18 protein-coding genes are annotated in these 25,723 nt (G+C 51.6%); 1 reads left to right on the top strand and 17 read right to left on the bottom strand.

Annotated features, from left to right (window positions below; all coding sequences use genetic code 11):
* The first annotated feature begins 31 nt into the window (after window positions 1-31).
* Window positions 32-844 (top strand): AraC family transcriptional regulator, encoded by an 813-nt coding sequence (locus tag B5D63_RS25845; RefSeq protein ID WP_078671750.1) that lies wholly within the window; start codon window positions 32-34, stop codon window positions 842-844.
* Between the two features lie 7 nt (window positions 845-851).
* Here B5D63_RS25845 and B5D63_RS25840 read toward each other — a convergent pair whose 3' ends face one another.
* The 17 genes from B5D63_RS25840 to B5D63_RS25760 form a co-directional block, all read right to left on the bottom strand.
* The gene (locus B5D63_RS25840; protein WP_078671749.1) at window positions 852-2,108 is read right to left on the bottom strand and encodes an amidohydrolase family protein; all 1,257 of its coding nucleotides are present in this window, start codon (window positions 2,106-2,108) and stop codon (window positions 852-854) included.
* Between the two features lie 5 nt (window positions 2,109-2,113).
* Window positions 2,114-3,172 carry a TlpA family protein disulfide reductase gene (locus B5D63_RS25835; RefSeq protein WP_159456165.1) on the bottom strand — a complete coding sequence of 353 codons (1,059 nt, stop codon included), beginning with the start codon at window positions 3,170-3,172 and terminating at the stop codon, window positions 2,114-2,116.
* A 72-nt stretch (window positions 3,173-3,244) separates the two neighbouring features.
* Window positions 3,245-4,624 (bottom strand): RagB/SusD family nutrient uptake outer membrane protein, encoded by a 1,380-nt coding sequence (locus B5D63_RS25830; protein WP_078671747.1) that lies wholly within the window; start codon window positions 4,622-4,624, stop codon window positions 3,245-3,247.
* Window positions 4,625-4,644: 20 nt separating this feature from the next.
* A complete protein-coding gene (locus tag B5D63_RS25825; protein WP_078671746.1) occupies window positions 4,645-8,148 on the bottom strand; it encodes a SusC/RagA family TonB-linked outer membrane protein in 3,504 nt (1,167 codons plus the stop codon).
* Window positions 8,149-8,172: 24 nt separating this feature from the next.
* Window positions 8,173-9,186 (bottom strand): FecR family protein, encoded by a 1,014-nt coding sequence (locus B5D63_RS25820; RefSeq protein WP_078671745.1) that lies wholly within the window; start codon window positions 9,184-9,186, stop codon window positions 8,173-8,175.
* Window positions 9,187-9,228: 42 nt separating this feature from the next.
* Complete coding sequence (locus B5D63_RS25815; RefSeq protein WP_078671744.1) at window positions 9,229-9,774, bottom strand: RNA polymerase sigma factor; 546 nt, start codon at window positions 9,772-9,774, stop codon at window positions 9,229-9,231.
* Window positions 9,775-9,979: 205 nt separating this feature from the next.
* Entirely contained in the window at window positions 9,980-10,177 is a 198-nt protein-coding gene (locus tag B5D63_RS25810) for a hypothetical protein (protein ID WP_078671743.1), read from the bottom strand.
* A 1-nt stretch (window position 10,178) separates the two neighbouring features.
* The gene (locus B5D63_RS25805; RefSeq protein ID WP_078671742.1) at window positions 10,179-11,708 is read right to left on the bottom strand and encodes a hypothetical protein; all 1,530 of its coding nucleotides are present in this window, start codon (window positions 11,706-11,708) and stop codon (window positions 10,179-10,181) included.
* Between the two features lie 241 nt (window positions 11,709-11,949).
* Window positions 11,950-12,273 carry a S24 family peptidase gene (locus tag B5D63_RS25800; RefSeq protein ID WP_078671741.1) on the bottom strand — a complete coding sequence of 108 codons (324 nt, stop codon included), beginning with the start codon at window positions 12,271-12,273 and terminating at the stop codon, window positions 11,950-11,952.
* 379 nt (window positions 12,274-12,652) lie between these two features.
* A complete protein-coding gene (locus B5D63_RS25795; protein ID WP_078671740.1) occupies window positions 12,653-14,134 on the bottom strand; it encodes a S41 family peptidase in 1,482 nt (493 codons plus the stop codon).
* 14 nt (window positions 14,135-14,148) lie between these two features.
* Window positions 14,149-15,474 carry a MutS-related protein gene (locus tag B5D63_RS25790; protein WP_078671739.1) on the bottom strand — a complete coding sequence of 442 codons (1,326 nt, stop codon included), beginning with the start codon at window positions 15,472-15,474 and terminating at the stop codon, window positions 14,149-14,151.
* An 11-nt stretch (window positions 15,475-15,485) separates the two neighbouring features.
* Window positions 15,486-16,784 carry a MutS-related protein gene (locus B5D63_RS25785; RefSeq protein ID WP_078671738.1) on the bottom strand — a complete coding sequence of 433 codons (1,299 nt, stop codon included), beginning with the start codon at window positions 16,782-16,784 and terminating at the stop codon, window positions 15,486-15,488.
* Between the two features lie 11 nt (window positions 16,785-16,795).
* Window positions 16,796-19,123, bottom strand: coding sequence for an ABC transporter permease subunit (locus B5D63_RS25780; protein ID WP_078671737.1), 2,328 nt, complete (start codon window positions 19,121-19,123; stop codon window positions 16,796-16,798).
* Window positions 19,124-19,132: 9 nt separating this feature from the next.
* Entirely contained in the window at window positions 19,133-20,059 is a 927-nt protein-coding gene (locus B5D63_RS25775; protein ID WP_078671736.1) for an ABC transporter ATP-binding protein, read from the bottom strand.
* A gap of 40 nt (window positions 20,060-20,099) precedes the next feature.
* Window positions 20,100-20,849 carry a DUF4397 domain-containing protein gene (locus B5D63_RS25770; protein ID WP_078671735.1) on the bottom strand — a complete coding sequence of 250 codons (750 nt, stop codon included), beginning with the start codon at window positions 20,847-20,849 and terminating at the stop codon, window positions 20,100-20,102.
* A 1-nt stretch (window position 20,850) separates the two neighbouring features.
* Entirely contained in the window at window positions 20,851-22,347 is a 1,497-nt protein-coding gene (locus B5D63_RS25765) for a RagB/SusD family nutrient uptake outer membrane protein (protein ID WP_078671734.1), read from the bottom strand.
* A gap of 10 nt (window positions 22,348-22,357) precedes the next feature.
* Window positions 22,358-25,693, bottom strand: coding sequence for a SusC/RagA family TonB-linked outer membrane protein (locus B5D63_RS25760; protein ID WP_078671733.1), 3,336 nt, complete (start codon window positions 25,691-25,693; stop codon window positions 22,358-22,360).
* Between the last annotated feature and the right edge of the window lie 30 nt (window positions 25,694-25,723).

Here is a 25,723-nt window from a genome sequence, read left to right as displayed (position 1 = left end):
ATCTAACCCTGATTTAAGGTATCTTTGACACATGAACCAGGACACTCACCAGGGGTACCAGCAATCACGCCTGCCTGTTCCGGCGGAGTATGAAGCTGTATTCTCCTATTTTTATCATGCTGTCAATAATACCGGTGCTTCGGTAACGAAAACCCTGCTGCCTACCTATCAGACAATCATGGTATTTGTATTTGGCGGGAAAGGCGTTCTGCATTCAGCGCAGGAAACGCTGCTGGAGGTTGCGCAGTGTATGGTCCTGGGCCCGGTGAAACAGGCATTCGATTACACGTTACCGGCCGGGACCAGTATACTGGTGGCCAATTTCAAGGATGATGCTTTTTATCGTTTTTTTGGACGTGCGACCATGGTGGGGCATCCGGATGAGCTGGTGAAAGACAACTGCTTCACAGCACTGTGGGAATCGCTGCAGCATATCCCTGCGCCCGGCGCGCAGGTGATGCATATCCTCGATTTTTGCCGGCCTTATCTGCAGGACAGGCATCTGCTTTCTGCACAGCTGGCCAATTTCGAAGATGAAAACCTGAATCCCGTCAAAACCATTGCCGACGCTACGGGCCAGAGTGAGCGCAATGTTCAGCTGCACCAGAAAAAACAGTTCGGTTATACGATGAAGGAGCGCCAGCGGTACCAACGGTTTCTGAAAGCAGTCCAGATGGTACAGCAACAGGTGGCTGCCGGCGCTCCTATCGACTGGTTTGACCAGATTGAAGCCTGTGGCTATTATGATCAGAGCCAGCTGATTCATGACTTTCAACATTATCTGCATCTCAGCCCTAAACAGTACCTGAAATTCCAGGAAGATATTTGTCTCGCTAAAGTATAACCCTTTCTTATGGCTGTATTTTCAGCACTATACCATGTTTGATGACGATCTTCGGTGAGAACAGCCGCGTCACATCTTTTAATGGATCAGCGTCGAGAATGAGCAGGTCCGCTTTTTTATCAGCCCGTACCAGGCCACGGTCTTTCAGTCCTGTTACCAGCGCACCGTTCAGTGTGGCACACTGCAGCACCTGCGCAGGCGACATGCCACAACGGGCTACCAGTAATTTCATTTCTTCCATGAGCGGCACCGGCTCCGCTTTTGCGGGATAGATCCAATCGGTGCCCGCTACTACGGAAACACCTAAACGGTGCGCCAGCCGGGTGATGATAAAAGCGTTTTCCATTTTATTATTACCTGCGTGGAAGACGGTCGGATCGAGAAAAATACCTTTCTCCTTCATTTGTTTCAGCAATGAGATCTGTACGCTGGTATCCAGCACGAAACCTTTGTAGAGCTGCTGCCATGCGCCGGAGATCTCCAGCGTATCTCCCGGCAGCTGCTGAAAACAGAGATCATTTGCATGAGACAGGCTGTTGGCCCCTGCCGCTACTGCATCCGCCGGTTTGGCCGGGAACACGGCGCCATGGCTCCATACCTGTATCCCTTGCCGGTGCGCTTCCTGCGTAATAGCGGCTATTTGCTCCCGGGAGAGATCAGCATATACTTTAATGCCCGTCACCCCGGCGCCTTTGGCTGCCGCCACGGCCAGCCGCAGGTCTGTTTGCGGGGTGATGGCGCAGTACCAGGGGGTAGTGCCCAGATCGGCAGATTCACGGGAGCCTTTGCCTACCAGTTCAAAATAACCGGGACCAGCGAATTGTGCAGCGTAAAAAATATCCGGCGACAGCAGTTGACCGGTAGCCGCCAGCCTGCTGTAACGGGCCAGGAAAACGGCATCTCCCGCCATATCACGGACAGTTGTAATACCGTGACGGAGCATGTTCTGCAATATACTATCGGTGGTCCGTTCTGCCGCCTGCTGGTGGTCCATACCCATTGTGGCAAGGTGCACATGGGCGTCCATCAGTCCGGGCGTAATGAATTTCCCGGTGCAGTCGATCACGCTGTCGGCCGCCACAGTACTGTCATACAGCACCCCTGCAATCATCCCCTGCCGTAGCAACACATTGCCTTTGCGCGGTGCAACGCTGGCATCGCCATCGATGATGGTGGCATTTTTCAGCAACAGGGTGCGGCTGTGCTGCGCGTTTCCATGGATAACACAAGCCAGCAGGCCTACTATCCAGTAAATCTTCTTCATGTGTATTATAGTTTTTTCAGGTCTTCGATCTCGATATGCTGCTGAATAATTGTGCCCTCCCGGTTGATCAGGAAAGTAGCCGGCAGTGACTGTACCTTGTAAGCATTGACAAAATCACTTTTCATCCCGTGAGGGCTCACCAATTGCGTCCACGGTATCTTATCCGCCACCACAGCCTTTTTCCAGAGATCCTTGTTTTCATCAACAGAAACGGAGATAAAGCCGATCCCTTTCTGTTGCAGCTCTTCATAGTGCGCGGCCAGTGCACGATTGCCTGCCCGGCAGGGTGTACACCAGGACGCCCATACATCCAGCAAAACGTATTGATGCTGACGGATAAAGCTGTCCAATGCCACCTGTTGACCGTCGATAGCGCTGAGGGTGAATACCGGCGCCTGTTTGCCTGTCATGCTGACGGCCGCTGCAGCGGCCTGCTTCTCCTTCAATACCGCATATGTAGCGCTGGCAGCCGGCTGTTGCCGGAACAGGGGCGTTAGTTTCTTCAGCGACTCCGGCGTCCAGGCGAAAGCATAGGAATAGGCCATCCAGGCGCCGGCGAGATTACCGGCGTTCTGCACGGCAAAGTGTAGCCGTGCCTGTTGTACCGATCCTGAGTAATGGTCCATTTCCCGGGCGATCTTCAATTTGGCGTCCAGGTCGGTGGCCTTTTCATATCTGCGGCCTACATCGCTCCATGCCGCTTCATCGGGGGCGACGGACTGCAGGAAATCGTCCCAGCGCTGCTGGAGAACACCACCCCGCACTACCACCTGGCTATCTTTCGTGATGGTAATGGTCACGGGCTTCCCTTCTTCTGCCAGCACCGTAGCATCGGCAAATGGTTTTCTGAGGGACACACGGTAGACCGCCGCAGCCTGCGGCAGCTGGCAGGACACCTGGTGACCGGAGAGACGCGGGGTATCTACCACCCTGCGTTCAGGCCACTCCTGGTAGATAGTTACTTTCCCCTGATCTGCATGTACGGCGGAAGTGAGTTTCAGCTGCTGTGCGCCGGCGGCTGCCGGCAACAAGGCTGCCATCATAATAAATGATATTGATTTCATATGCATCTTTTTGATAACGGGAACGCCGTACAGGCGCTCCCGTTGTTAGCATGATTGGTTTAAAAGATTTACTCAGCGTGGGTTTTGCACGATACCAGGATTTATACCGATGATCTTGGGTGCTATCTGCAACAGGTAAAGCGGATCATTAGGAGGCAACGTATAGGTATTGTTTTGAAACGTGCGGGTCAGTGTTTTCTGAAAACGGGGTTCGCGGTTCAACCGCTTAAGGTCCAACCAGCGGAGTCCATGATAAAGCAGCTCCAGTCTTCTCTCGCGCAGTACCAGGTCCAGCGCCTCAGCACCGGAGGTGGCCGTCAGCGCCACATAATCTGCCGGTTTGAAGCGCTTCTGCCGGAGGGTATTGAGCAATGTCACCGCTGCTGCAGGATGATTATTGCGTGCAAGGCATTCCGCTTTGATCAGCATCATTTCCGGTACGCCGATGCTATAGTTCACACTGTTGGCAAAGTATTCCGGAAATGGACTGGTAACAGGCTGCCCTTTATTATCGAGGCGGCTAAACGTATATACATAACGCAGGTCTTTTTCGCCGAGCACATTCAGCAGATCGGGACTGATCATAAAACGGGACAGCATACCGTTGCCACCGTTGGTTTTAGAGAAGATGTTTTCCGGGTTGTTTTCAGGCACCGGCCTGCCGTTGACGCCAATAGGCGGGCGGGCAGGGTTCACGAAACTGAAGGTATTGTAATCCAGCAGCGTGTTCTTCAGGGACAGCGCTGCTTCTGCCGACTGTTGTGCGCCGGCATAATTACCCATATACAGGTATACCCTTGCCAGCAACGCATGAGCGGCGGCCTTACCCGGATGCACATACGTTTTTCCGGTCACCGGCAGCTCATTAACGGCAAGCGCCTCCTGCAGATCTTTCAGGATCTGATCGTACACCGCCTGAACGGAGGCACGTACTGTCTTTGCTTCGAGGTCGGGCGCCAGCAGCAGCGGCACGCCGGGGTCTGAAGCAGCAGAAGCAGCCTGATAGCCGGCGCCATACAGGTTCACCAGGTTGAAGTAAAAATAAGCGCGTTGTATTTTGGCTTCTGCCGAGAGGCGGTTCACCTCCGCGGCAGTACCTTCTGTCGCAGCAGAAAGATTGGCCAGGACAAGGTTGCAGTTATAGATATTGCGGTACATGTTGTTCCATTCCCCGTCGTCTTCTGTTGCCTTCAGCAGGTCCTGTTTCCAGAGATAGGAACGGGTGGTGCGGTTATCCGCGGCCAGCCGTGCATCAGTAAAGGCCAGATCATCCGTCATCAATTCACAGTAAGCGTAGCTCGCATCTGCCAGCAACACATCATTTAAAAAGAGTTCGTATTCCGCTACTGTCCTGGGGATGAATACTCCTTTAGGCGTAACGTCCATAAATTTTTTGCAGCCGGTGCCGAGCATGGCTGCCCCTGCCAGGCAATATATTATCAGTTTTTTCATGACTTTCGCATTTTTAGAATTTACAGTTCCACTCTTACTGTCAGTGTTGTTACCCTCGGTTCCGGCAAATAGTAGCTGCCGCTTACCGGATCGATGGCTTCCGGATCGATACCATATTTGTTTTTCTTCCAGAGCGCCACATTATTCATCTGACCGATGATATGCAGGCCTTTGAGGAAAGAGCCTTTGAGCATCTTAGCGGGGAAATTATACCCCAGTTGTATTTCCCGCAGGCGGATATAATCTCCGGGAATCACGCTGTTGGTAGAAAACTGCATAGCACGTTCTCTTCCGTCATAAAAATCATCCGGTTCAAAAGACTGCGTCATGCCCGCGATATCGGTAGATGCTTCATCTCCCGGTTTGCGCCAGCGGTTCCGGATCTGGTAGTTCATAGCATTGGAAAAATCCAGGGCGTTCATGGAAGGCATTTCCCGGCGGAGCACATTGCCGAAGTTGAATACCGTCATCACGCTGGCGAAGAAATTTTTATAGTAGAAGATATTGGTGAACCCACCGGAGTACGGCGCCCGGTAAGTACCGCTATACACCAACGAAGACAGTACCGGTACTTTCACCTTCTCCTCTTTATCACCATATACGGTCGGATTACCTTTGTTGTCCAGTCCGGCCCAGCGATAGCTCCACAGTGCTTCTCTGGCATAACCTTCTACATATTGTGTGGTACCGGAAGGCCGGTTGATTTCCGGGTTACCGTCCTGTATCCTGTTCTCTGTAATGATATTATGGTTGTAGGCTGCATTCAGGCGGCTGGTCCATCTGAAACCGCGGGTATCCAGCACGGTGCCCTGAACTGCCAGTTCCACACCGTTGTTACGCATCTTTGCAGCATTGATCTTCATGGTGGCCATCCCTACTGTAGGATCGAGGATGGTATTGCCATACAGGTCATAACCGTATTTGCGGTATATATCGGCGGAGAGCTGTAACCTGTTGTCAAACAGCCCAAGGTCCACCCCCATGTTCATAGTGCGTGTTCTTTCCCAGCGCAGTTTGGGGTTATAGCTGGTGACCCTTGCGTTGTAATCTCCCAGCACAGCCTGGTACATTTTTCTCGCTACCAGCAGTGGCGTGGTGGTGGGATCGTAGTTGCCTGTCAGCCCTACCGTAGCGCGGAGCTTTAGCAGACTGATTTTATCGGCATGAAAGAATTTCTCCCGTGCAATGTCCCAGGCTCCGCCTACCGACCACAAAGGGTTATTGCGATACTTAGGGTCTACACCAAAGAGATTCGATTTGTCAACCCGATAGCTGGCAGTAATGGTATAGCGGTCGTCGTAGGTGTAGGTTGCCATACCGTAGTACGACTGTTCCCTGGTGTCGCTGAAGGAGAACCTGTCATAAAGCGATTGATCAAAGCGCGGTATCGGACGGCCGCTCCAGCCGGTCTGTCCGCCTTTGAGCAATGTTTTCTGATCGATGGGCTGAAAAATCATCAGTGCATCGTCATAGCCGAATTTAGCGGCAGTGGCGCCATCGGTCACATATTTTTTCACTTCGATACCGGCAGCGAAGTTCACGAAGTGTACTGAGCGGAATACGTTGGTGTAATTGAGCTGGGAACGGAGGGCCCAGTTGGCCGCCGTATTTTCCATGGTTTTAAGGATTCCGCCTTTCGGGATGTTAAACACCGCCTGGTTGTTGGCATCCAGCGTCACATACTGATTCACGAAGTTACGGCTGTCGTAGGACTGGGCCACGATCAGGTTCCGGCCGCTTTGTTTCATTTTGTCATAGAGAAAATCAGCATTCAGTGTCAGGCCTTTGAGGATCTTCCATTCCCCACCGACTTTAGTCCGCAGGCCAAAGTTCTTCTGACGGTTGTCTGCCAGCCGGGCTTCTTCCAGCAGGTTACGGCCATTGTCAGAATAACCGCTGGCCAGCAGGCGGTCATTTTCCGCTTTGTTGAATGTGCTGTAGTCGTACAGGTATTTACCGTCGCCATCGAGCAAGAGCTGATAAGGTGGTGTTAGCAGGATACCGGAATTGAGGGCGGGGCCTGTCCGGTAGTCCTGGAACGTACCGTTCATATCGAGACTAAAACGCAGGCGGCTGCTGATTTCCAGGTCATTGCGCATATTGATTTGCAGCAGCTGTGATTTATCGGCGATATAGGTGGACTGATTATGGTCGTACGATCCGGAAATCATAAAACGGTATTTACCGCTGCCGCCGGCGAGGGACAGGTAGTGATTCTGCCGGAGGCCTGTCTGCATCAGCAGGTCGCGGACCTGGGAGGAATTTGAAAGGGCGCCGAGGGAATCCTGTTTACGGTCGAACTCCTGTTGAGATATTTCGCCTTTCTTCAGGCGGAATAAGATATCATAGGAAGGGGAATAACCGCCCGGAGAGCCTTCGAAAAACAGGGGGTCCACGAATCCTTTATCGTATGATTCCTTGTCGAAGTCCAGCAGGTCCCGGCCGGTGGCCCTGTCGAGGCGGGAGAAATCCGGGCGTTGGGTGAAGTACAGGTTACTGGCGTAGTTGATGCGCATCTTACCTTCTTTACCTCTTTTGGTGGTGATCACCACTACCCCGTTGGCAGCGCGGGCGCCCCAAACGGCAGCTGCTGCGGCGTCTTTAAGCACGTCTATTTTGTCCACATCGTTGAGGTTGTCCGGCAGCTGGTTCACCGGGAAACCGTCGAGGATGATCAGCGGTGCTGCCCGGTCGGTACCGATGGAGCTGCCGCCGCGGATTTGTAAATTGATACCGCTCTGGTAGCGATTTTTAGAGGTACCGGCATAGCCGGTGGCCAGTGTAAGACCGGGAACACTTCCCTCCAGCACAGCGGTAATAGACTGGCTGCTTCTGCGTTCCACTTCACGGGAGGAGATACTGCCATAGGCGCCGGTGGTGTTTTTGCGGGCCAGGCGCTGGTAACCGGTGGAGATGACCACTTCCGGGATGGACTTCAGTGATTGCTGTAATGTAAGGTTCACCATGGTGTTGGCGTTCACCTCCAGTTCTGTATGTTCATATCCCACACAGGTGACATGAATGCGGCTGTTGGGCCGGGAGAGCTTCAGTGCAAAATACCCTTTGCCGTCCGTGATGGCGGCGTTGGTAGTATTATCCTCACGGATGGTCACTCCGGCATTGTAAACGATGTTATCCTCTTCGTAGAGGCCGATGCGTCCCTGGATGGTGTTTTCTTTGGTGGCAGCGGGGCGCAGGCTCACGCTGATCATGTTATCCTGCTGCCGGAAAGCGTACCGGTATCGGTCGGCCAGGTATTGCAACACGTCGTCCAGCGTTCTTGTATCCGCGGGAATGCTAATTGTTTGTTGTTTGTCCATCGCGGACCCGGAGTAAAAGAAGCGGACATGGAAGATACCTTCCAGTTGCTTAAATGCTTTTTCGACGGGGACTTTCTCCATCGCGACATTTTTCTTTTCCTGTGCGCGGAGTGTTGCGGCAGTCATCAGCAGCGTCGTTACAGTAAGGGCAATAGCGTGCCTGATCGTTGTCCCCAGGGACAACCGGCAAGAGAATACATGCATAAATAATGGTCCTGTTTTGGTTGGTTACTGAATTAAGACGTTGGTTGAATCAGTGAATCGGTACTGTTTATTTAAAGTGAAACAAAGTATGTCCAGCACTGCGGGCAGCGCATCGTGTTTAAACTTCCCGGTAAATGTTTCCTGCTGCAGATTGTTACCGGCGATGGTGATACGTATATTGTAACAAGCCTCCAGTTGCTGTATTACTTCCGGAAGTGGTGTATGGTCGAAGACGATCTCCTCCGCTTTCCAGGCGCCCAGTTCCTCCTGCGGGAAGATGGACTTCTTTGTATGGGCCGGCGCAACGGGGTCTATCAGCAGACTTTCGGAAGGCTGTAATATTGCCAACAGCTTTCTTTCTCCGGACAGCTGTTTTTCCACTTTCACTTTTCCTTCTTCCAGCAACACCTGTATTTTCCCCTTGGCCGCAGTCATACGGAAAGCGGTTCCCAGAGCGGTCACAAAATAATCCTGGCCCTGTACTTCGAAAGACCGCCGGCGGTCGGGCTGCACCTTAAACCATGCTGTGCCCCGAAGCCGCAGGTGGCGGTGTTGTTGACCGAAAGCGCTGTCAAGGTCCAGTACTGAATTACTTTCCAGCAGCACATAGCTGTTATCCGGCAAACGGAAGCCTGTCCTGGGCTGCCCCACGGTGCTGAAATGCAGTCGGGGAGCATCCTGACGAACCGCCACTGCCGGTGGGGAAGAAGGCGACGGCCGGAAGAACCATGCTATAGCTAAAAGCAACAGCAATGCAGCGGCGGCAGCATAATACCATGAACGACGGCGGACACGGGGTTGTGTGGCCTGCAACAACCACTCATCCAGTGCCTCCATGGCGGCAGGCTTCGCTTTTTCCGCCTGTAGCAGCCAGGAGGCCATTTTCACCGCCGCAGCAGCCTCCCGGATAACAGACTGATGCTCTGGATGAGCCTGTTGCCAGGCTTCCCAATAAGCGGTATCCACCTCGCCGTTGCGAAAGCAGTAATTAATGAAAGAAGGCTCTCCTATTAACTTCTCGACCGAAATTTCATCCATCCGCAGGCACTTTTACTATACAGAGGGACCGATGAAACAGATTTACCACAGAAATAAAAAAAAAATTTTGCCCACTTCCTGGCGGAGCTGTGTAATGGCACGATGGGTAAGGTTATAGACCGTCCGCAGACTGGTATTTTTGGCGGTGGCGATCTGTTGCAGGGACATATTCTGCAAAAAACGCATCTCTATTACCTCCCGCTGGGCAGGAGTGAGTGACTGCAGAGCGGCCTGTATCCGGTTGAACTGCCGGGTAAAAAGATCTATATCTTCCTGCTGATCCTCCACGGGGCTGATCATGGCACCGAGATCCTTCAGGCGTTTCTCCCGGCCCCACTGCTCTATCAGCCGCCGTTTGAAGGCTGTCAGCAGGTAGGCCGACACCTGGACCTCCCGCGCGAGATTCGCTCTTTTTTCCCACAGATAAATAAAAAAATCATGCAAATGATCTTTCACAAAGGCCGTTTCTCCTTCCAGCCAGCGGCATCCCCATACGAACATGCGCGAATAATACCGGTCGTATAATTCACGGAATGCGCTCTGTTCACCCGCACAAAATTGTTTCCAGATTTCGTTATCGTCAGACATATTAGCCGGAAGCCCCGGCCGATCATTAGTTGGTTGCGCCCAAAGATATTAATTTAAAGAAATAAAGAAAACGGTTTTTATGACGCTTATACGTTTACCATTCTTCCACCCGGGAGAGAAAACGGGTGTCATTATGATACTTTTTTTATCACAAAAAAGGCTGGCAAAGATATGCCAGCCTTACATCTAAAGTCAATTTTTAATATCAGGTAAGAAGGAGCTTCGAAGCGGCGATCCAGGAGTTAAAGGAAATCCTGTTGCACTCCCTTCGCACTTCTTCCATATATTTATTTCTCTCTTTTTGTCTTTTTCTGAATTCCGGACAATCGTCCATTACCCGCACTTTCCCTTCTCGCTCTAACCTGTCCATAATTTCCTGGGCTCTGTTTAATTTAATTGCCATATCAAAATCCTTTTAGATTATTAGTAAAAATATTAAACGCTTCTAAAGATAGGGAATTCTGTAATAATCGCTTTCCCTCCGGATACCTGCAATACAGTTTTTGATCATATCCACCAAACACCAAATTCCAGTCATCAGTTGTCTGAGGTTCCGTTGCATCTAAAATAATAAGGCCATTTGCTTTTCGTTTCTTTATTAAATTCTTTGAAGACACCTCTCCCACCCAGATAAACTTAGGCATTGGTATTGCTAATATAATTTCTTTCAAGTCTTCACCAAAACTCTCCTCTATTGTCAGATAGTCTTTATACGATCTGCTGGATGCCAAAAAAATACGGACAAATAATTCAGTATCAGCTGGAATACAAAACGAGTCATCTAACAATACTGTTTTTACATATTTTATGGCAGCAAGTGCATCCATATAAACTTTAGGGTAGAGCGGCACCAGAAACTGTACTATTTCACATCTTTGCCAATCTGCGTCTCCATAGTATGCTGCAGGCATAGCAAAGGGTGCCATCTGGTAAACAGGATAGTTATCATCGGCTATAACAAAACTGCGTTTTATGTTTGCATTGTCTGAGATACGAATCCGTTTTCTTTTCATCATTGTCGCCAATACGTCATCTTCTTCCTCCTCCGCTTTTAGCTGATCGATATCGGCATCAGTTGTCTCGGAACGGCCCATAACAACAACCGCATGACCGATCCGGCCGCCATGATGCCTGTCAGAAACAGCCACTATCAAAGGAATACCGCTCTCCACATAAACAGAAAATACGTTAGCAAAAGTCGCCACTGAAAGCTCGGCGGTATCATAAGCCTTTGTACCAAACCCAAACTCCCTTAACGCAAACCCCATCTGCTCGATACCCAATCCCTCCGAAGGAATCTGCCTGAAACTGGATCTGCTTCTTAGCGTATCGATAATCACAGAAGGCGTCACTGGCTTATACTCAGGGTATCGCCCCGCAAAATACTCCATCAGGGCCCATAGGGATGTTTCGGCACAGGTCAGCATTTCCGTGTCCTGGGAAGCATGCGGGAAGCCCGTCGCCACCAGCTTAACGGAATTTACCGTTGTCTGATATTTTCCGGCGAGGCTGAGGAAACGATGCTCCTGCAGTGCATAAGGAGATACGACACTCCTGCCAATGATATTCGGTATGGTAGGCCGCAGCACTACAAACCCACGGTACCGTTCCTGCAGACCGGCAACACCGGCCGCATTTCTGAAGTGTTCCGGGAGTACTTCGCCATCAAACATTGAAATCCGGATACAGTCTTTTTGATAGGGGCGCCGTTTGGAGGAAAAGTAAGCGTAGTAGCTGTCACGATATACTTTGTCCACGTAAGGATATTCGACTACAAATTGCACCTCATTCTTTAAGCGTCTGAAATATTCATCCAAGCGGTCGTCGTAGGCTTCTTCCGCCACTCGTGGAGAAACAGCAAACTCCTCTTTCATGATTTGGGTTAACTCACCCCGTAGTTCATGTGGTGAACAAACAATTGTTGTAATACTCATAAAGATATGTTTTGGCAAAAAAATAAAATGAGGGTTATTACTTTCCGTCAAAAGTACGCCTTGTATTACCGGGCATTCTCATGATTTTATTAAAAGCAGATGATTAACAATTTTCATCTTACTTCTTTTTACGCGGCTGCTGGAAGAAGTGAAGAAGACGAGGATGACCATGACTTATCATTTGCCATGGCCTGGTTTAGGAAGGATAAAAAAAGGGGCTGTTGGTTAGAATGGGAACCGGTCATACCTTCCGGTAAATAACACGGTTGTCGTATTCCCCTAAGATCACCCTGCCGTAGATTACCTTTGTCCAACCATTTTCAAATCCGTGGTTGTTAGCGATCAGGTAACCTTTGTTCGCATCCGTTTTCGTGATTTTATGCGCGTCGATATAACGCCCCTTCACTTTACAAAATACGATGTCGCCCACCGTATATGCCGGTTCCCGCCGGAAGGTCAGCAGGGTGCCACTTTTAAGGATGGGCAACATAGAAGCGCCAAAGGCCTTCATTTTCCCGGTTCCAACTGTTTCCAGTTCGTTCTTTAGTCTTTCATATTTATTCATAACATAAAAATTGAGTGCATGGTAAGGGCATAGGTCAACCGGGTCGCACGTCAACGGGCAACAAACATCCGACCGTTGATGACATGTATCAACGACACGGCAATACCGGTAAAAATGACTTTAAAACTTATTGATAAAATACCAGAAAAGGGATAAGGGCAGTATTACAATGTGGAAGGATTTAACCGGGGTTTCAGGCGTACAATACTTCGGGTTGACATGGCAGAAAGCCGTTTCTGCACGATATACTACAATCTCATAACGATCTGAATCAAAAAGTTCTTTATGTCGGGAACCTTGTTTCCGGTGCAAAGATGGAAATTTATTTTTAGATAACCAATAAAAAAAAGCCGGACCCAAAACGAGTCCGGCTTTTATATCAATGACCACCGCGAATCAGCTCCATCGTATACGATATTTCAGGATCTTTATCGGCCTGCACATATCCCATGAACTTATCCATAGGCACTTCCTTATCCGGCATGATACCCCGGCCGTTGTCTTTAGTAGCGTTAAAGAAATTGAGCTCTGACCGCGGTACTGTCAGCACACATTTGGTACGGGGTAACAGGTAACGCAGGAACCAGGCAGCCGTGGTAGCTGCTTCACCGCTACCGGTCTCCTTACCGATGATCACTCCCCTTTTGTTTTTCTGCACCAGCGTAGCGAAGTAAGTCGCCGCCGACACGGTACCGCCGCCGGTGAGCACAAATACTTTACCGTGAAACGCATCTTTGTCCGGCGGGAAGTTCTCCATCAGTCCATCTTTCAGGCGGGCGTTGCCCACGTAGAAGCCGGAGCTGTCTTTATCAAAACGCTGATAGAAGAAATTTTTCTGTCCTTGTATATCCTCATCAGAAAGACGTCGGCCATTATCTGCCACTGCATATTCCGGGTAAGCTACATCGATGTTACGGGTACGGTAGTTGTATACGTTCCGGAAAGGCGCTTCTGCCATAAAGGAATACAACAGGGCGGAGATAGCAGGATCGCCACCGCCATTGCTACGCACGTCGATGATCACCTGTTGGTAGTTTCGTTTTTTTACTTCACGGAAAAACTCGCTAAACTCCTTGTAGGCATCCTGCTCGTTGAGCGCAAAGGTATTGACAGTCAGACGGCCAGTCTTCGTGGCGTCGTCGTAGTCATTGTAGATATAGTAGGCCCGTTGCAAGAGGTTGAATGGGAAGACCGACTGCCGCGTGGCATGGAAAGCATCCGTAGGGTTGGCTGCTTCCAGCGTCGTTTTACGCGTTTCTTTGCTGCCGGGCGCCGTCCAGGTCACCGGATAGGAGGCCTGGTGCGGCGACAGCAGGCTAAAGGTCACCTGAAAATCAGGGTATAACCGGTCCATACCGGTAGGAATAAATCCATCACTATAGGCGGAAGTGGAGAGGCTTTGCAGAATGTCTTTTACCGGTTTGTTGTTGATGCTGAGGATCTCTGCGCCGTAGGGAATGGTGGCGCCTTTGATATTAACGAATATCCGTCCCCGTTCGATGATCACCGGGTAGGGGAAAAAGCGGAGATTACCGTACAGCTCCCGGGAATTGTCGTTGGAGAGCCGCAGGCTCGTATGCACATCCCTTACCAGGTAGATGGGCGAATACTGCAGGCTGGTCATCATATCCTGCTCTTTGCCCATCCGGTCCATCAGGGAATCCACCCGGCGCATGAAAGTAGCAGAATCGATAAACTTATACGGATTAGGATGTTGTTTTTTCAGGATATCGACCGCCAGTCTGAAGTCGGCGATAAAATCCTCTTTGGTAAGGCTGGCCAGTTTTTTCTCCTGGGCCGCCGCTTGCAGGCATGCGCAGGCCAGTATGGCGCCGGCGCCATATGTCAACAGCTTCTTCATATGTTTGGTAAATTTTACAGGTTATTGGCATTCATCAGTTCCAGGATACCTTCGTTGCGGATGATCATCATTCCCTGTCGGTCTTCCGTAATTCCTTCCTCCAACCGGTAGGTATAACGGGGACGGCTACCCTCCATCACCGTGGGCAGGTATCTGAATTGTATATTAGACAGGTCTTTCAATGCTTCTCCCACTTCGATAATATGGGTAGACACGATGAACAGGCAACCGGTGTATTCCGCAAAAGCGGCCGTTACAGCGAGCGTGCCGTCGTAAGCATCTTTTACATTGGTCCCTTTAAAGAGTTCGTCGAACATCAGCAGCAGGCGTTTCCCACTGGCTGTAGCCTCCGCCGCCTGTTTCACCCGCACCACTTCTGCATAAAAATGGCTATAGCCGAGGTGAATATTGTCCGACACGTTGATAGAGGAATACAGTCCTTCCCGAACAGAGAACGCCAGACTGGAAGCCGCCACCGGGAAGCCCATGTGGGACAGGTAGAGGGCGATGCCGACCGATTTCATCAGGGTAGATTTGCCGGCCATGTTGGCGCCGGTGAGAAACAACACATTACTGTCCTGCTGCATCCGTATATCGTTGCCGGTGGCATTGCTAATGCAGGGATGATGCAGGCCGGTAGCTGTCAGCATATTTTTTTCCGGCGGGAAGGCTTCTGCATAGTGAAAGCCCCTGGCCCGCGCCACGTCACTCACAGCGATATATACATCCAGCTCGTCGATAAATGCCATCAGGTCCTCCATGGGCTGCCGCAGCCTGTTTTTCAGCAGGTGATCGTAGGTCGCCAGTGTTTTTACCGGTAACGCCTGGTAGATGTCCATATCTGCCAGCTGCTCCAGTTCAGGGGTGCGCAGCAGCAGCCGCATAGCATCGATGCGGCGATCATAGGGGCCTGACAACGATTCTATGGAAGCCAGGAAAGCGGCGCATTTTTTCACCGTCACGATGGTGGCCTGTAAACCCTGTACACTCTTCCGGTAACGTTCATCCCTGGCTACGGAGGACAATCCCTTTTTCAGCAGGGTGCCGGCCATGGAGAGCAGCACATTTTTACTGCCGCCGGTGTCGAGGTATTCCCGCATTTCCGCCAGTTGCTGCACATCGAAAGGAAATACCAGCTGTGCCTCCTGGAAGAACCGGAAAATACTGCTCCGCTCATTGATGGCTGCCATCTCTTCCAATGGCGATTGAAACATGATGTCCAGCAAACGCTCTCCTCCCCTGGTCTTCACCTGGTTAAACAGGTGATATACTGAGCCCTGCCGGAACTTGCCCAGCAGGTTCAGTTCATCCATCGTTTGCCTGTCTATACTAAAGCTCATACATGCAATTTTTATTTGGTCCTGCGACCATTCCTGAGAATATCCAGTATGCCTTCATTGCGGATGATGATCATACCATGGCGATCGTCTGTAATACCCTTTTCTAACGTATACGTATACTCGGGCTGATGGCCGTTCATACGGGTGGGCAGATACCGAAAATCCACGCTGCCGGACTCTTTCAGCTCATCGCCCGCTTCCACGATATGGGAAGAGATAACGAACAGGCTGTTTTTGCGACGGGCGAATGCACGGGTAACAGCCACGGTGGCTTCATGCGCATCTTTTACGTTGGTTCCCCTGAAAAGCTCATCGAAGATGACCAGCAGCGACTGTCCGTTGCCCAGCGCCGTGGCGACTTTTTTCACCCGCAGCACCTCTGCATAGAAGTGGCTGGCCCCAATACCCAGGTTATCCGGCAGGTTGATGGTGGTATAGATCCCGTCCAGCACAGAAAACGACATCCTGCCAGCTGCGACCGGAAAACCCATATGCGCCACATACAGCGCCGTGCTGAGCGAACGCAGGAAGGTAGATTTGCCCGCCATATTGGCGCCCGTAAGGAAAATCACGTTACTGTCGGGCCCCATGGATACATTGTTGCTCACCGCATGTTTTACGGACGGATGATAAACCCCTTCCAGTTCCAGCACCGCGGCGCCCTTGTCCAGCGCCACCGGGAACACAAACTGCCGTTCCGCCGCCACGGCCGCCACGGAAAGATATACGTCCAGCGTATATACATGCTCCAGCAGCCGGGTAATACGCTGGCGCTCCCGCGTCCTGAGCAGCAGGTCAAAGGCTGTTACCGCGCCGTAGGACAGTTTTCCTTTCATTGGTTCGTTGAGGACCGGCTCCAGCGCAGGTTCCGATAGCAACAAGGCGATGGCAGCACGCTCGCCGGCATAGGCGGCTATACCGGCAATGGCCAGGCCTTCGACGAAACGGTGCAGCTGCTGCACCAGCCCGATCACGGCAGTGACCCCGTTGTAAATATCTTTCTCTCCGAGCGGCACACTGCGGCCGCCGCTTTTCGTATGTTCGTCCCCGTTTTTCAGATACTTTTCCGCCATATCAAACATGGCCGCTTCAAACGGGAAAGTTGTGCGTTGTTGCGCAAAATGAGCAATGATACTGCTTCTGCGGTTGATTTCCTCCTTGTCGGACAGCGGCTGCCGGAACATGTCCTGCAGCAGGGCTTCGCCGCCCCGTGTATGCGTGTGGTTATACAGCTCATAGATACCGCTCACGTCCCGTTTGCCGAATATCCGGAGGTCCTCTATGGTTTGTTCATCCGTTTGTAAATACATTGTTTCCCGTTTTATTGTCTTTTACGACGCACCAGCAATATTGTTCCGGTCAGCAGTACCAGGCCTGGCAATATCCATACGAACAGGTACTTTTCTATACTGGCCGTAGTGGCGCTTATCGTCAGCTTTGTATCGACAGGGGCCGGCTTCGGCGTATAGATGGGAAAGGCCCCGTTGACCATCCAGGCGTAGAGGTTTCTGCCCAGAAAGCCGCCGCCCTGCCGGAGGTTGCTCATAATATCAGCATCGGCGCTTATCACGATACGCTGTTCCTTATTGTTGATTTTACGCGTCAGCGCGATAGCCGTAGCGTAATAGGGCTGACGGGTATCTCCGTCCTGCGGATTGAACACCGGCGCTGTGGAGTCTGTCACCACGGTACCAGCTTTCAGCCATACATTGCCGGGCACGGTCGTCAGCAGCGGAGCAGCCCTGAAAGCGCTGCTGTCGCTGAAGGTGATGCCGGTTACGCCAGGCATCAGCAGCCCCATACTTTTTCCTTCTGTCTGCATCTCACGTAATACAATCAGGGCGGGGTCTTCCGAGAGGTGCATCGTAGCGGTGGTAGCAATGGGTTTCACCATATGCGGCATCTCGTCTTTGGACACTTCTATCAGCGTGCCCCCCATAAGCTGCACACCCAGCTGTTGCAGCAAAGGATTGAGCATCTGCTGTTTGCCAGGCTCCCCGAATATCAGCATGTTACCACCGTTGTCGATATAGCGGCGGAGCTTCTCCATACCGGCGGCGCTGATCGCGGTCTTGGGATCGGCCAGCACCAGGGTGGCAATGTCAGCAGGGATCTCCTGGGTATCCAGACAAAGGCTGTCAGAATCAAAACCAAGGTTGATGAGCGCCAGACGGCCTTCCTTGGCAAGGGTATGACCGGAATACTCCCGCTCTCCATTTTTATAAATACTACGTTCAAGGTTGCCGGTGAGGAACAGGTTTTTCGGCATGCGGTCCTGCAACAGCCGTTTGAGGGAAGCCGCGACTTGTTGCTCTTCCGGCCAGAACACGGCATCGTCGAAGGTACGCAGGAAAGTGGTCTTTCCTTTATATTTCAGCTGCATTACCAGCCGGTAGCCTTCCGGTTGCAGGTTGATCATTTTACGCACTGCCGCCGGTGGCAGGAATTTTTTGACGTCCACCTCCTGCCCTTCTGCTGTCTGGGCGGCTATCTCAGCAAGTGACTTGCCTTTCCACGTCCTGTACAGCGTACTGTCCCTGTCATCGTTGTCATAATAATAAACGTAGTTGAATTTGATGTCCGGCTTAAAACGCAGGTAAGGTTCCCAGAGGGCCGTCAGATAATCGTTCCGGTTCTCCGGCAGACCACGGTTAACACCTGCTCCCAGCAGATTGGTGTACAGCGTGATCTCCATAGGCTCTTTGCCCATCTCTTTCAGTACCGCCTGTGTATTGGGATGCAGTGTGTTGGTATTGCCCTTTGTTGTATCCCAGTAGCCGATCATCGATGGGCGGGAGCTGACGTACCCGATCACCAGCACGGAAGCAAATACGGCCGTGTAACGGGCGGCCTGCGCCCACCATGGTTTCGACTCTCTTCCTGCTTTCATTTTGATGAGTGTGAAAGAGACAAACATATACACGATCATCACGAAGTAAATCACGTCTTTTGTGGTGATCAGCCCTTTCAGCATTTTGACCGTACGCCCGGAGATAGACAGGAAATAGGTCAGGTCCCGCACGATGTCATATTTCTGCCACAGGCCACTGATATGGCTCAGCACAAAAATAATGATGAAGCTGCCGATAGCGGAAACGATCTGGTAGTTAGTAAGACTGGACATAAACAGCCCGATGGCCGTGTAGGTACAAACCAGCAGATAGAAGGCCAGCGCAGCAGAAAGCAGCACGCCATAATCCGCCGCGTAGATGTTGAAAAAACCTGCAATCATCAACACGCCTACAATGCTTACCAGCAAGAGGTTGTAGATCATGATAGCGAGATACTTCCCCAGCACGATCTCACTGGTACGGATAGGGGAAGAATACAACAGCTTGATCGTGCCGCTGTTGACCTCGCGGCTGATCAGTCCCATTGTGAGCAACGGAACAAACAGGTAGAGGTTCTGCAGCACATTATAGAAAATACCATCCTGTGCTAAAAAGAGTGCGCTGGTCAATGAAATGCCAAAGCTTTTAAATGCCGGATTATTCCTTCCAATCACATCCTGCCAGTTGGCCAGGCCATACAGCGGGTAGGTATAGTATACTCCGCACTGTATCATAAAAGCGATTGTTAAGAACCAGGCCACCGGTGAAAAGAACAGGTTCCGAAGCTCTGTTTTAGCAATCCTGAATATCATCTTCATGTATAAAAATTATTGGAGCGATTGAATAGATAATTGTTTGAAAATGTCATCCAGCAATCCTTTGTCGAGGTTGATCTCACGCAGGCGCCATCCGTGTTGTACGCTGGCCGCAACGATCCTTTCCGTGATACTTTCATCACCATCGAAATAGATGCGGACCTGGCGGTCGCTGAGGAATTCCACATTGGATACTCCGCTGATCTGTTGCAGTTCTGCGGCGGCGGGCGGTTGTTCCATTCTTGCGAGCACGCTGTGCGGCTGTACGTAGTTATTGAACGCCTCCATGGTATCGGAGAATATAACGCGCCCTCCTTCTATCATCACTATCTCGCGGCAGAGCAGGTGTACTTCGGAAAGGATGTGGGATGATAACAGGACGGTGTGGTCCTGTCCTATTTCGCGGATCAGTTTTCTGGCTTCAATGAGCTGATTGGGATCGAGCCCGTTGGTAGGTTCGTCCATCACCACCAGTTTGGGTTTATGGATAATGGCCTGCGCGATGCCTACACGCTGGCGGTAACCGCCGGAGAGATTGCCGATCAGGCGGCTGCTGAAGTGGGAAATACCTACGCGTTCCTTCGCTTCCTCCACGGCTTTACGCACTTTTCCCTTTTCGATATGCCGCAGTTGCGCTGCATAGTGCAGGTATTCATCTACCGTCAGGTCGGTATATACCGGCGGGTTTTGCGGCAGGAAACCGATCTGTCTTTTTGCCTGTTCCGGTTGCTGACGGATATCCAGTCCGTTGATATATACCGTCCCTTCTGTTTGGTTCAGCACCCCGCAGATAATGTTCATGGTGGTAGACTTACCGGCACCGTTGGAGCCCAACAGGCCTATGACGCCGGCATGGCCTATTTCCAGGTTAATATCGCGGACAGCCCAGGCACTGCTGTACCTGTGGGAGAGCCGGTCAATTTTCAAGATAGTGCTCATAATACGTTTTGAATGTTTGATAGTTTGATGCCCACTTTCGTTAGTAGCTGATAGACAGTATCGTTTGTTCCTGTCCGTTAGTACCGTCTGGCAGGCCGACCAAAGCGAGGGTATAGTTCTTATATGCCCACGGGCTGTTCGTTCCCGGTACCGGATTATGTATCCCTTCTACCGGGAATGTAGCGATGAGGCGGTCCGTGGCCACGTCCCTGAACTCAAAGGCCATGTCTTCCTGCGCGGCATTAACAGGATAGTTGAGGAAACCGGTCACCCTTTTAAACGGCAGGGTGCTCACCACCGGAGGGCCGTTCTTCCGTGCGATCGTTACTTTCACCGGTGCGCTGCCGGGAGAAAGGTTAACGAAACGAAAGCCGCAGCTGCTGTCGCCCAGCGGATGATAAGGGATAACATCCCTGACGAACAGCGTATCCGGTTGGGTAAGGGTACCGGCCAGGAACAACGTATGCATGGAACCTATGGGCAGGTCCACCACGAGGTTGAACATCGGTTTACTTTTATCTGTTGTGTCAGGATAATGATAAAGTGCCAGCGGCGTTCTGCCGGAGTAGGAACTGATACGGTTGCTCAGCAAAAAAGTATTGTACCGGATCTCGTTGGCCAGGTAATAATTAATCGGACGGCCGTCATTGAAATTAGTGATCAGAGACCTGCTGCCGGGTATCGCATTGATGATCGTCAGCGAAGCTGTTCCGGGCGCTGTTTTTTCTTTGGTACAGGCGCCCAGCAACAGCAATAGCAGTGAAGCAGCGAAGTATGTTAACCGTTGCATATTAATAACCGGGATTTTGGGTCAGGAAATGGTTTACGCTGATTTCCGTATTGGGAATGGGATATAGCAGCTGATGATTACCCGCCCACGGTTGTTTGAGCGGAATAGCAGACAACAGCGCGGCTGCCTTACCGGTGCGTTTCAGGTCCAGCCAGCGGTGGCCCCATTCGGCAAATAGCTCCGTCTGCCGCTCTTTGGCCACGGCTGTCAGCACCTGCTCTTTATTGAGCGACGCGGCCAATGCAGGCAGCCCGGCACGGGAACGGACCACGTTCAAATCGGCAATAGCGGAGGCAAGGCCCCCCGGACCGCCGTTGGCAGCCGCTTCCGCGCGTATCAGGTACTGTTCAGCGAGACGCAGCATCACATAGTACTCACGGGGTGGCGTCATTAGCTCGCCATTGGGCTGACCAATATGGTATTTATTCGGATAATAGGATACAACCGCGGGCATACCAGGCTGCGGGGCGGCTTTGGTACTGTCTATCCAGCAAAGCCGTTTATCTCCGGTCTCAAAAGCCTTCATCTGCGTATCTGTAAACACATAGGAGGCAACACCTGTCTTCAGGTAGATGGGTATAAAGACATACCCTTCCGGCGTAGCGTTGCGCAACAAAACAGAAACATCATTTTGTTTTAGCTGCCAGATAGCTTCCCGGCTGGCGATAACGAATGCATTGTTGGGATCGGGCTCCAGTTGATACAATCCTGCCTGATTAATAACGGTTGTTGCCGCCTCCACAGCGCCTGCATAGTTCTGTTGGTAGAGATACACCCTGGCCAGCAGCGCGCTGGCGGCGTACCGGTTGGGCCGTATCCGCTCCCCCATGCTGGTGGGATAAGCTTCCGGCATAGCGGCTGCCGCTTCTCTGAGGTCCATCTCCATTTGTCCGTATATCTGTGCCTGTGAGGCCCGTGGCATGTTCCGCGTCTTATTAAAATCGATGGTTAGTACCAACGGTATATCTCCAAAAAAGTTGGTGAGATAGAAATAGGAAAAAGCTCTCACAAATTTTGCTTCACCGGTCATAGCCTGCTTCACGCTGTCTTTGAGATCAGGCGAGGTGGATGCTGCCAGGCCTTCTATGACGGAATTAGCACCATATATCGCGCCGTAGGCCGAGGTCCATACACTACTGGTACGACTCGCCTCCTGTGCGGTCAGCTTGTTGGTATTCACGAGGTACCAGGATTTTTCCGTAACGGAGCGGAAAAAATACAGCTCATCCGAAGAAAGTCCCCCCAGCATCGTGGAGAGCCCTGCGGCAAAAGAACTCTCTCCCACCGGCGGGGCGCCTACCGGATCATCCCCATTGATCAACCGGGAGTATACACCAGCCATCGCACCATTGGCCTGCTTTTCAGAATTAAAAACCTGGCTGGTGGAAATAGTGCTGACAGGGTCCGGCACAGACACCAGTTTTTTACAGGATGAGAGAAGACTGGCCCACAATAACCATCCACCGGAAAGCGCAATTATTTTATGATAGGTCTGCATAAATCATCATTTAAAAATTAAGCATTACACCACCGGTAATGGTCCTCGGGGAAGGCAGCGCCGTCAGGCTCCTCGTATCGGGGTCCAGTCCTGTGTAACGGGTGATGTTAAATATGTTCTCTGTCTGTATATACAGCCGGAAGCTCTCCATACGTGCTTTTTTCACCAGCTTCTCCGGGAAGTCGTAGCTGACAGCGAGGCTGCGAAGCCTGACGTAGGAAGCATCCATAAAAGCGCCGTCAGACGCGTTGAACAGGGTGTAACCAATAGGAGCAAAACCTGCATATTTCGCATTGTCTCCTGGTTTGGTCCAGTGGTTGGCCAGCGCCTCCCTGGGCAGATTGGTCATTGCTCCTGGCAATATGTTGGCAAAGGGGTCCGGGCCCAGCTGTTTTTTATAGTCAAAAAAGAGGTCCAGCCGTACGCCTTTCCAGGTGAACTGGGAGCCGAAACCACCATAGTATTTGGGTGCGTCGTCGATAGGGACATAACGGTCGTCCATGCCTGTGCCGTCCGGTATCCCGAGGTTTACCGTCGCTTGTCCGTCTTTATTGTAATCGTCAAAAGCATGTTTGCCTGTCTGCGGATCTATGCCGACGTAATGCAGGTAGTACCTGGTAGACAGCGACTGCCCCACTTTATAGGTTCCGTAATAAGGAGAAAATTCCAGGTCGGGGTATGCCACCAGGACATTACGGTTACGGGAGATGTTGAAAGACACCGTCCAGGAAAAATCTTTCTGTCGCACCAGGTTGGCCCTGATCATGCCTTCCCAGCCGCTGTTTTGCACCACTGCCGCCCAGTTGGCCAATACGGAACTAAAACCTGTATACTGTGGCGTGGGCAGCCCTGTCACCTGGTCGCCGGTCCTGTTGCGATAATGCAATACCTCCAGGTTAATGCGGTCGTTTAAAAAACTGACGGACAGCGATCCTTCCATTTTTTTATTGGCCTCCCAGTGGTAGTCCTGGTTCATGGCATGTATGGGCACATAAGGCTGTACGCCGTCGTACTTGCCAAGCAGCCCACCGATAGTGCGGGTGCCCCATTGTGAGAGGTACTGGTAGTCGCCGATGGAACCATCCCCACCGGTGATGCCGTAGCTGCCCCGCAGCTTCAGGAAAGTAACCCAACTGGGAAGCACAGCTTTCACCCAGGGCTCTTCCGACATAATCCATCCCATGCCCACGGAGCCGAAGTTGCCGTACTGGCGCCCTGGCGCGAAGCGGGAAGACCCGTCCCTCCTGGCGTTCAGGTTCAGTATATACTTATTGTCCCAGTTATAGGAGATACGGCCAAATACCGCGGCATATTTATAGCGGCTCAGCATTTCAGTGGCCTGTTGTAGTGGAGCGTTGGAAATACTGCCCAACAGTGCGTCATCTCCGTAGCCAAAACCAAAGACCGTCGTACCATTGGTAGCAGCGGACTGATAGCTGGTACCGGCTTGTATGGACAGGTCGCCTTTGCCGATAAAGCGGGTGTAGGCCAGTTGTGGTTCTACGATCCAGTTGGTGTTGCGGGTTGTGCCGAAGATGGCCATGCCTGTAGGGTTCAGGGCGGGGTTCTGCGATGCCATGGGCACAAAATTGTCGCTCGTTCCGCTGACGAAAGAATATCCGCCGGTAGTGCTGAAGGTGAGACCTTTGGCAATCTCATACCGCAGCTCCATATTTCCATCGAGCTGGGTGGCCTGGCTGATATTTTTCCTGCCCAGGCTTTCAAAGGGGAACTGACTTACAGGGTTATGGGCTGTCCATTCCGCGAAGTTGAGGTTCCCTTTACTGTCGTAGATCGGTGGTGCATTGGGTGGCAGATAGGCAGCGTCGCCCATGTTAACGATAGCGTCCACTTTCGTATAGCCGATGGTTGTTCCCACCATGATACTGAACTTCTGATTGGCGGAGGCATGCCTTACACGCGACATTACCGACGCTTTTTGGGAGGCCCCGCTCTTGCTCAGCAGCTCTACCTGACGACCATAATTGGCGCTTACATAAAAAGTATTCTGGTTATCGCCGCCGGAGAGGCTGGCCGATACGTTGGTCATTTTACCTGTGCCGAGGATTTCTTTCTGCCAGTTGGTATAGCGGGTAGTATCCCACAGCATCAGGTCTGGGGCCGTAGCAATAGTAGGTGCGATGCCTTCGTTTTTAAATGCGTCGCGGCGCATCTGCAGGTATTCTTTGGTATCCAGCAGATGCCACTGGCGGGGCACAGTTACAATTCCTTCCCGCACGTCTACAGACAGCGCTGTTTTTCCTGTTTTTCCTCTTTTGGTGGTGATGAGGATAACGCCATTGGCGCCGCGGGAGCCGTAGATGGCTGTTGCATCCGCATCTTTCAAGACTTCGATGCTCTCAATATCTTTGGCATTCAGTCCGAATAAAGGGCTCTGGCCTCCGGCAGCGGAAAAGCCACCCTGTACAAATCCCGAGGACACCCCTTCTGTGACGTTGACCAGGTTCAGCACTGTCAACGGCACGCCGTCGATGATATATAGCGGGTCTGACAGGAACCCCTTGCCGAGAGAGTTCCGTCCCCTGATTTCCAGTTTAAGGGGTGAACTGGCATAGCCGGAAGTTTGGGTGACCAGCAGACCAGGTACTCTGCCCTGCAGTGCCTGCAGCGGGTTCATTACCGGTTGTGAAGCGATCTCTGTTCCCGTCACTTTGGTGATACTGCCGGTGGCCAGCCTTTTGCTGGTAACGCCGTACCCCTGTACCACGGCCTGGTCCAGCTCACTGGTAGCCACTTTCATTTTAACGTACATGGTCACGCCCGGCTGTCCGGCAGCCATGGTCACCTTCTCGTAGCCGATACTGGAGAAGGTGAGCATTTCTGCGTCTTTTAAATTCTTCAATGAAAAAAAACCTTTTTCGTTGGTCTGGACGCCTTTGCCGCTTACGCTGGCAAAGACGCTCACACCGGGTATCGGCTGGACTGTTTTTTCGTCATACACTATCCCCATGATCTCCACGGGTGGCGGCGGCATATTGTATTCCGGCGCCACGTCCGCTTTGCGGAATATCACAATGGTAGTGCCGACGATCGTGAAGTTCAGCGGCGTTTTGGCCAGCAGCGCCCTCATAAACGCCTCCAACGGCTGGTTGCGGGCATTCACCGGAACAGTTTGCGTGACGTCTACCTGCTCCGGATTGAATACCACAACATGGTCGGTCTGTTTCTTTATCTCTGCAAACACCTGTTGCAGGGTCACTTTTTTGCTGCTGTAATTCATAGTCTGGGATAATCCCGTCAGCGGCAGTCCTATGGCTGCTATCAGCAGCAACAGCCCTAGCTGTTTCCACGGTATATACCGCTTTGGACGTCTCAATTCTGGCATAACGTATTTTTGGTTGATAAATAATAACCG

This window comes from Chitinophaga eiseniae (assembly GCF_900167135.1).
In the GTDB taxonomy this organism is placed as follows: domain Bacteria; phylum Bacteroidota; class Bacteroidia; order Chitinophagales; family Chitinophagaceae; genus Chitinophaga; species Chitinophaga eiseniae.
Note: the sequence above shows the minus strand (reverse complement) of the source record. Positions and strands in the feature narration are given on the sequence as shown.

What these genes read in the sequence shown, in the direction of transcription:
- B5D63_RS25770 (WP_078671735.1), bottom strand. Translation starts at nt 20,849, where the DNA reads ATGCAACGGTTAACATACTTCGCTGCTTCACTGCTATTGCTGTTGCTG.
- B5D63_RS25835 (WP_159456165.1), bottom strand. Translation starts at nt 3,172, where the DNA reads ATGAAATCAATATCATTTATTATGATGGCAGCCTTGTTGCCGGCAGCC.
- B5D63_RS25810 (WP_078671743.1), bottom strand. Translation starts at nt 10,177, where the DNA reads ATGGCAATTAAATTAAACAGAGCCCAGGAAATTATGGACAGGTTAGAG.
- B5D63_RS25800 (WP_078671741.1), bottom strand. Translation starts at nt 12,273, where the DNA reads ATGAATAAATATGAAAGACTAAAGAACGAACTGGAAACAGTTGGAACC.
- B5D63_RS25760 (WP_078671733.1), bottom strand. Translation starts at nt 25,693, where the DNA reads ATGCCAGAATTGAGACGTCCAAAGCGGTATATACCGTGGAAACAGCTA.
- B5D63_RS25785 (WP_078671738.1), bottom strand. Translation starts at nt 16,784, where the DNA reads ATGTATTTACAAACGGATGAACAAACCATAGAGGACCTCCGGATATTC.
- B5D63_RS25780 (WP_078671737.1), bottom strand. Translation starts at nt 19,123, where the DNA reads ATGAAGATGATATTCAGGATTGCTAAAACAGAGCTTCGGAACCTGTTC.
- B5D63_RS25775 (WP_078671736.1), bottom strand. Translation starts at nt 20,059, where the DNA reads ATGAGCACTATCTTGAAAATTGACCGGCTCTCCCACAGGTACAGCAGT.
- B5D63_RS25845 (WP_078671750.1), top strand. Translation starts at nt 32, where the DNA reads ATGAACCAGGACACTCACCAGGGGTACCAGCAATCACGCCTGCCTGTT.
- B5D63_RS25830 (WP_078671747.1), bottom strand. Translation starts at nt 4,624, where the DNA reads ATGAAAAAACTGATAATATATTGCCTGGCAGGGGCAGCCATGCTCGGC.
- B5D63_RS25825 (WP_078671746.1), bottom strand. Translation starts at nt 8,148, where the DNA reads ATGCATGTATTCTCTTGCCGGTTGTCCCTGGGGACAACGATCAGGCAC.
- B5D63_RS25815 (WP_078671744.1), bottom strand. Translation starts at nt 9,774, where the DNA reads ATGTCTGACGATAACGAAATCTGGAAACAATTTTGTGCGGGTGAACAG.
- B5D63_RS25805 (WP_078671742.1), bottom strand. Translation starts at nt 11,708, where the DNA reads ATGAGTATTACAACAATTGTTTGTTCACCACATGAACTACGGGGTGAG.
- B5D63_RS25840 (WP_078671749.1), bottom strand. Translation starts at nt 2,108, where the DNA reads ATGAAGAAGATTTACTGGATAGTAGGCCTGCTGGCTTGTGTTATCCAT.
- B5D63_RS25795 (WP_078671740.1), bottom strand. Translation starts at nt 14,134, where the DNA reads ATGAAGAAGCTGTTGACATATGGCGCCGGCGCCATACTGGCCTGCGCA.
- B5D63_RS25820 (WP_078671745.1), bottom strand. Translation starts at nt 9,186, where the DNA reads ATGGATGAAATTTCGGTCGAGAAGTTAATAGGAGAGCCTTCTTTCATT.
- B5D63_RS25765 (WP_078671734.1), bottom strand. Translation starts at nt 22,347, where the DNA reads ATGCAGACCTATCATAAAATAATTGCGCTTTCCGGTGGATGGTTATTG.
- B5D63_RS25790 (WP_078671739.1), bottom strand. Translation starts at nt 15,474, where the DNA reads ATGAGCTTTAGTATAGACAGGCAAACGATGGATGAACTGAACCTGCTG.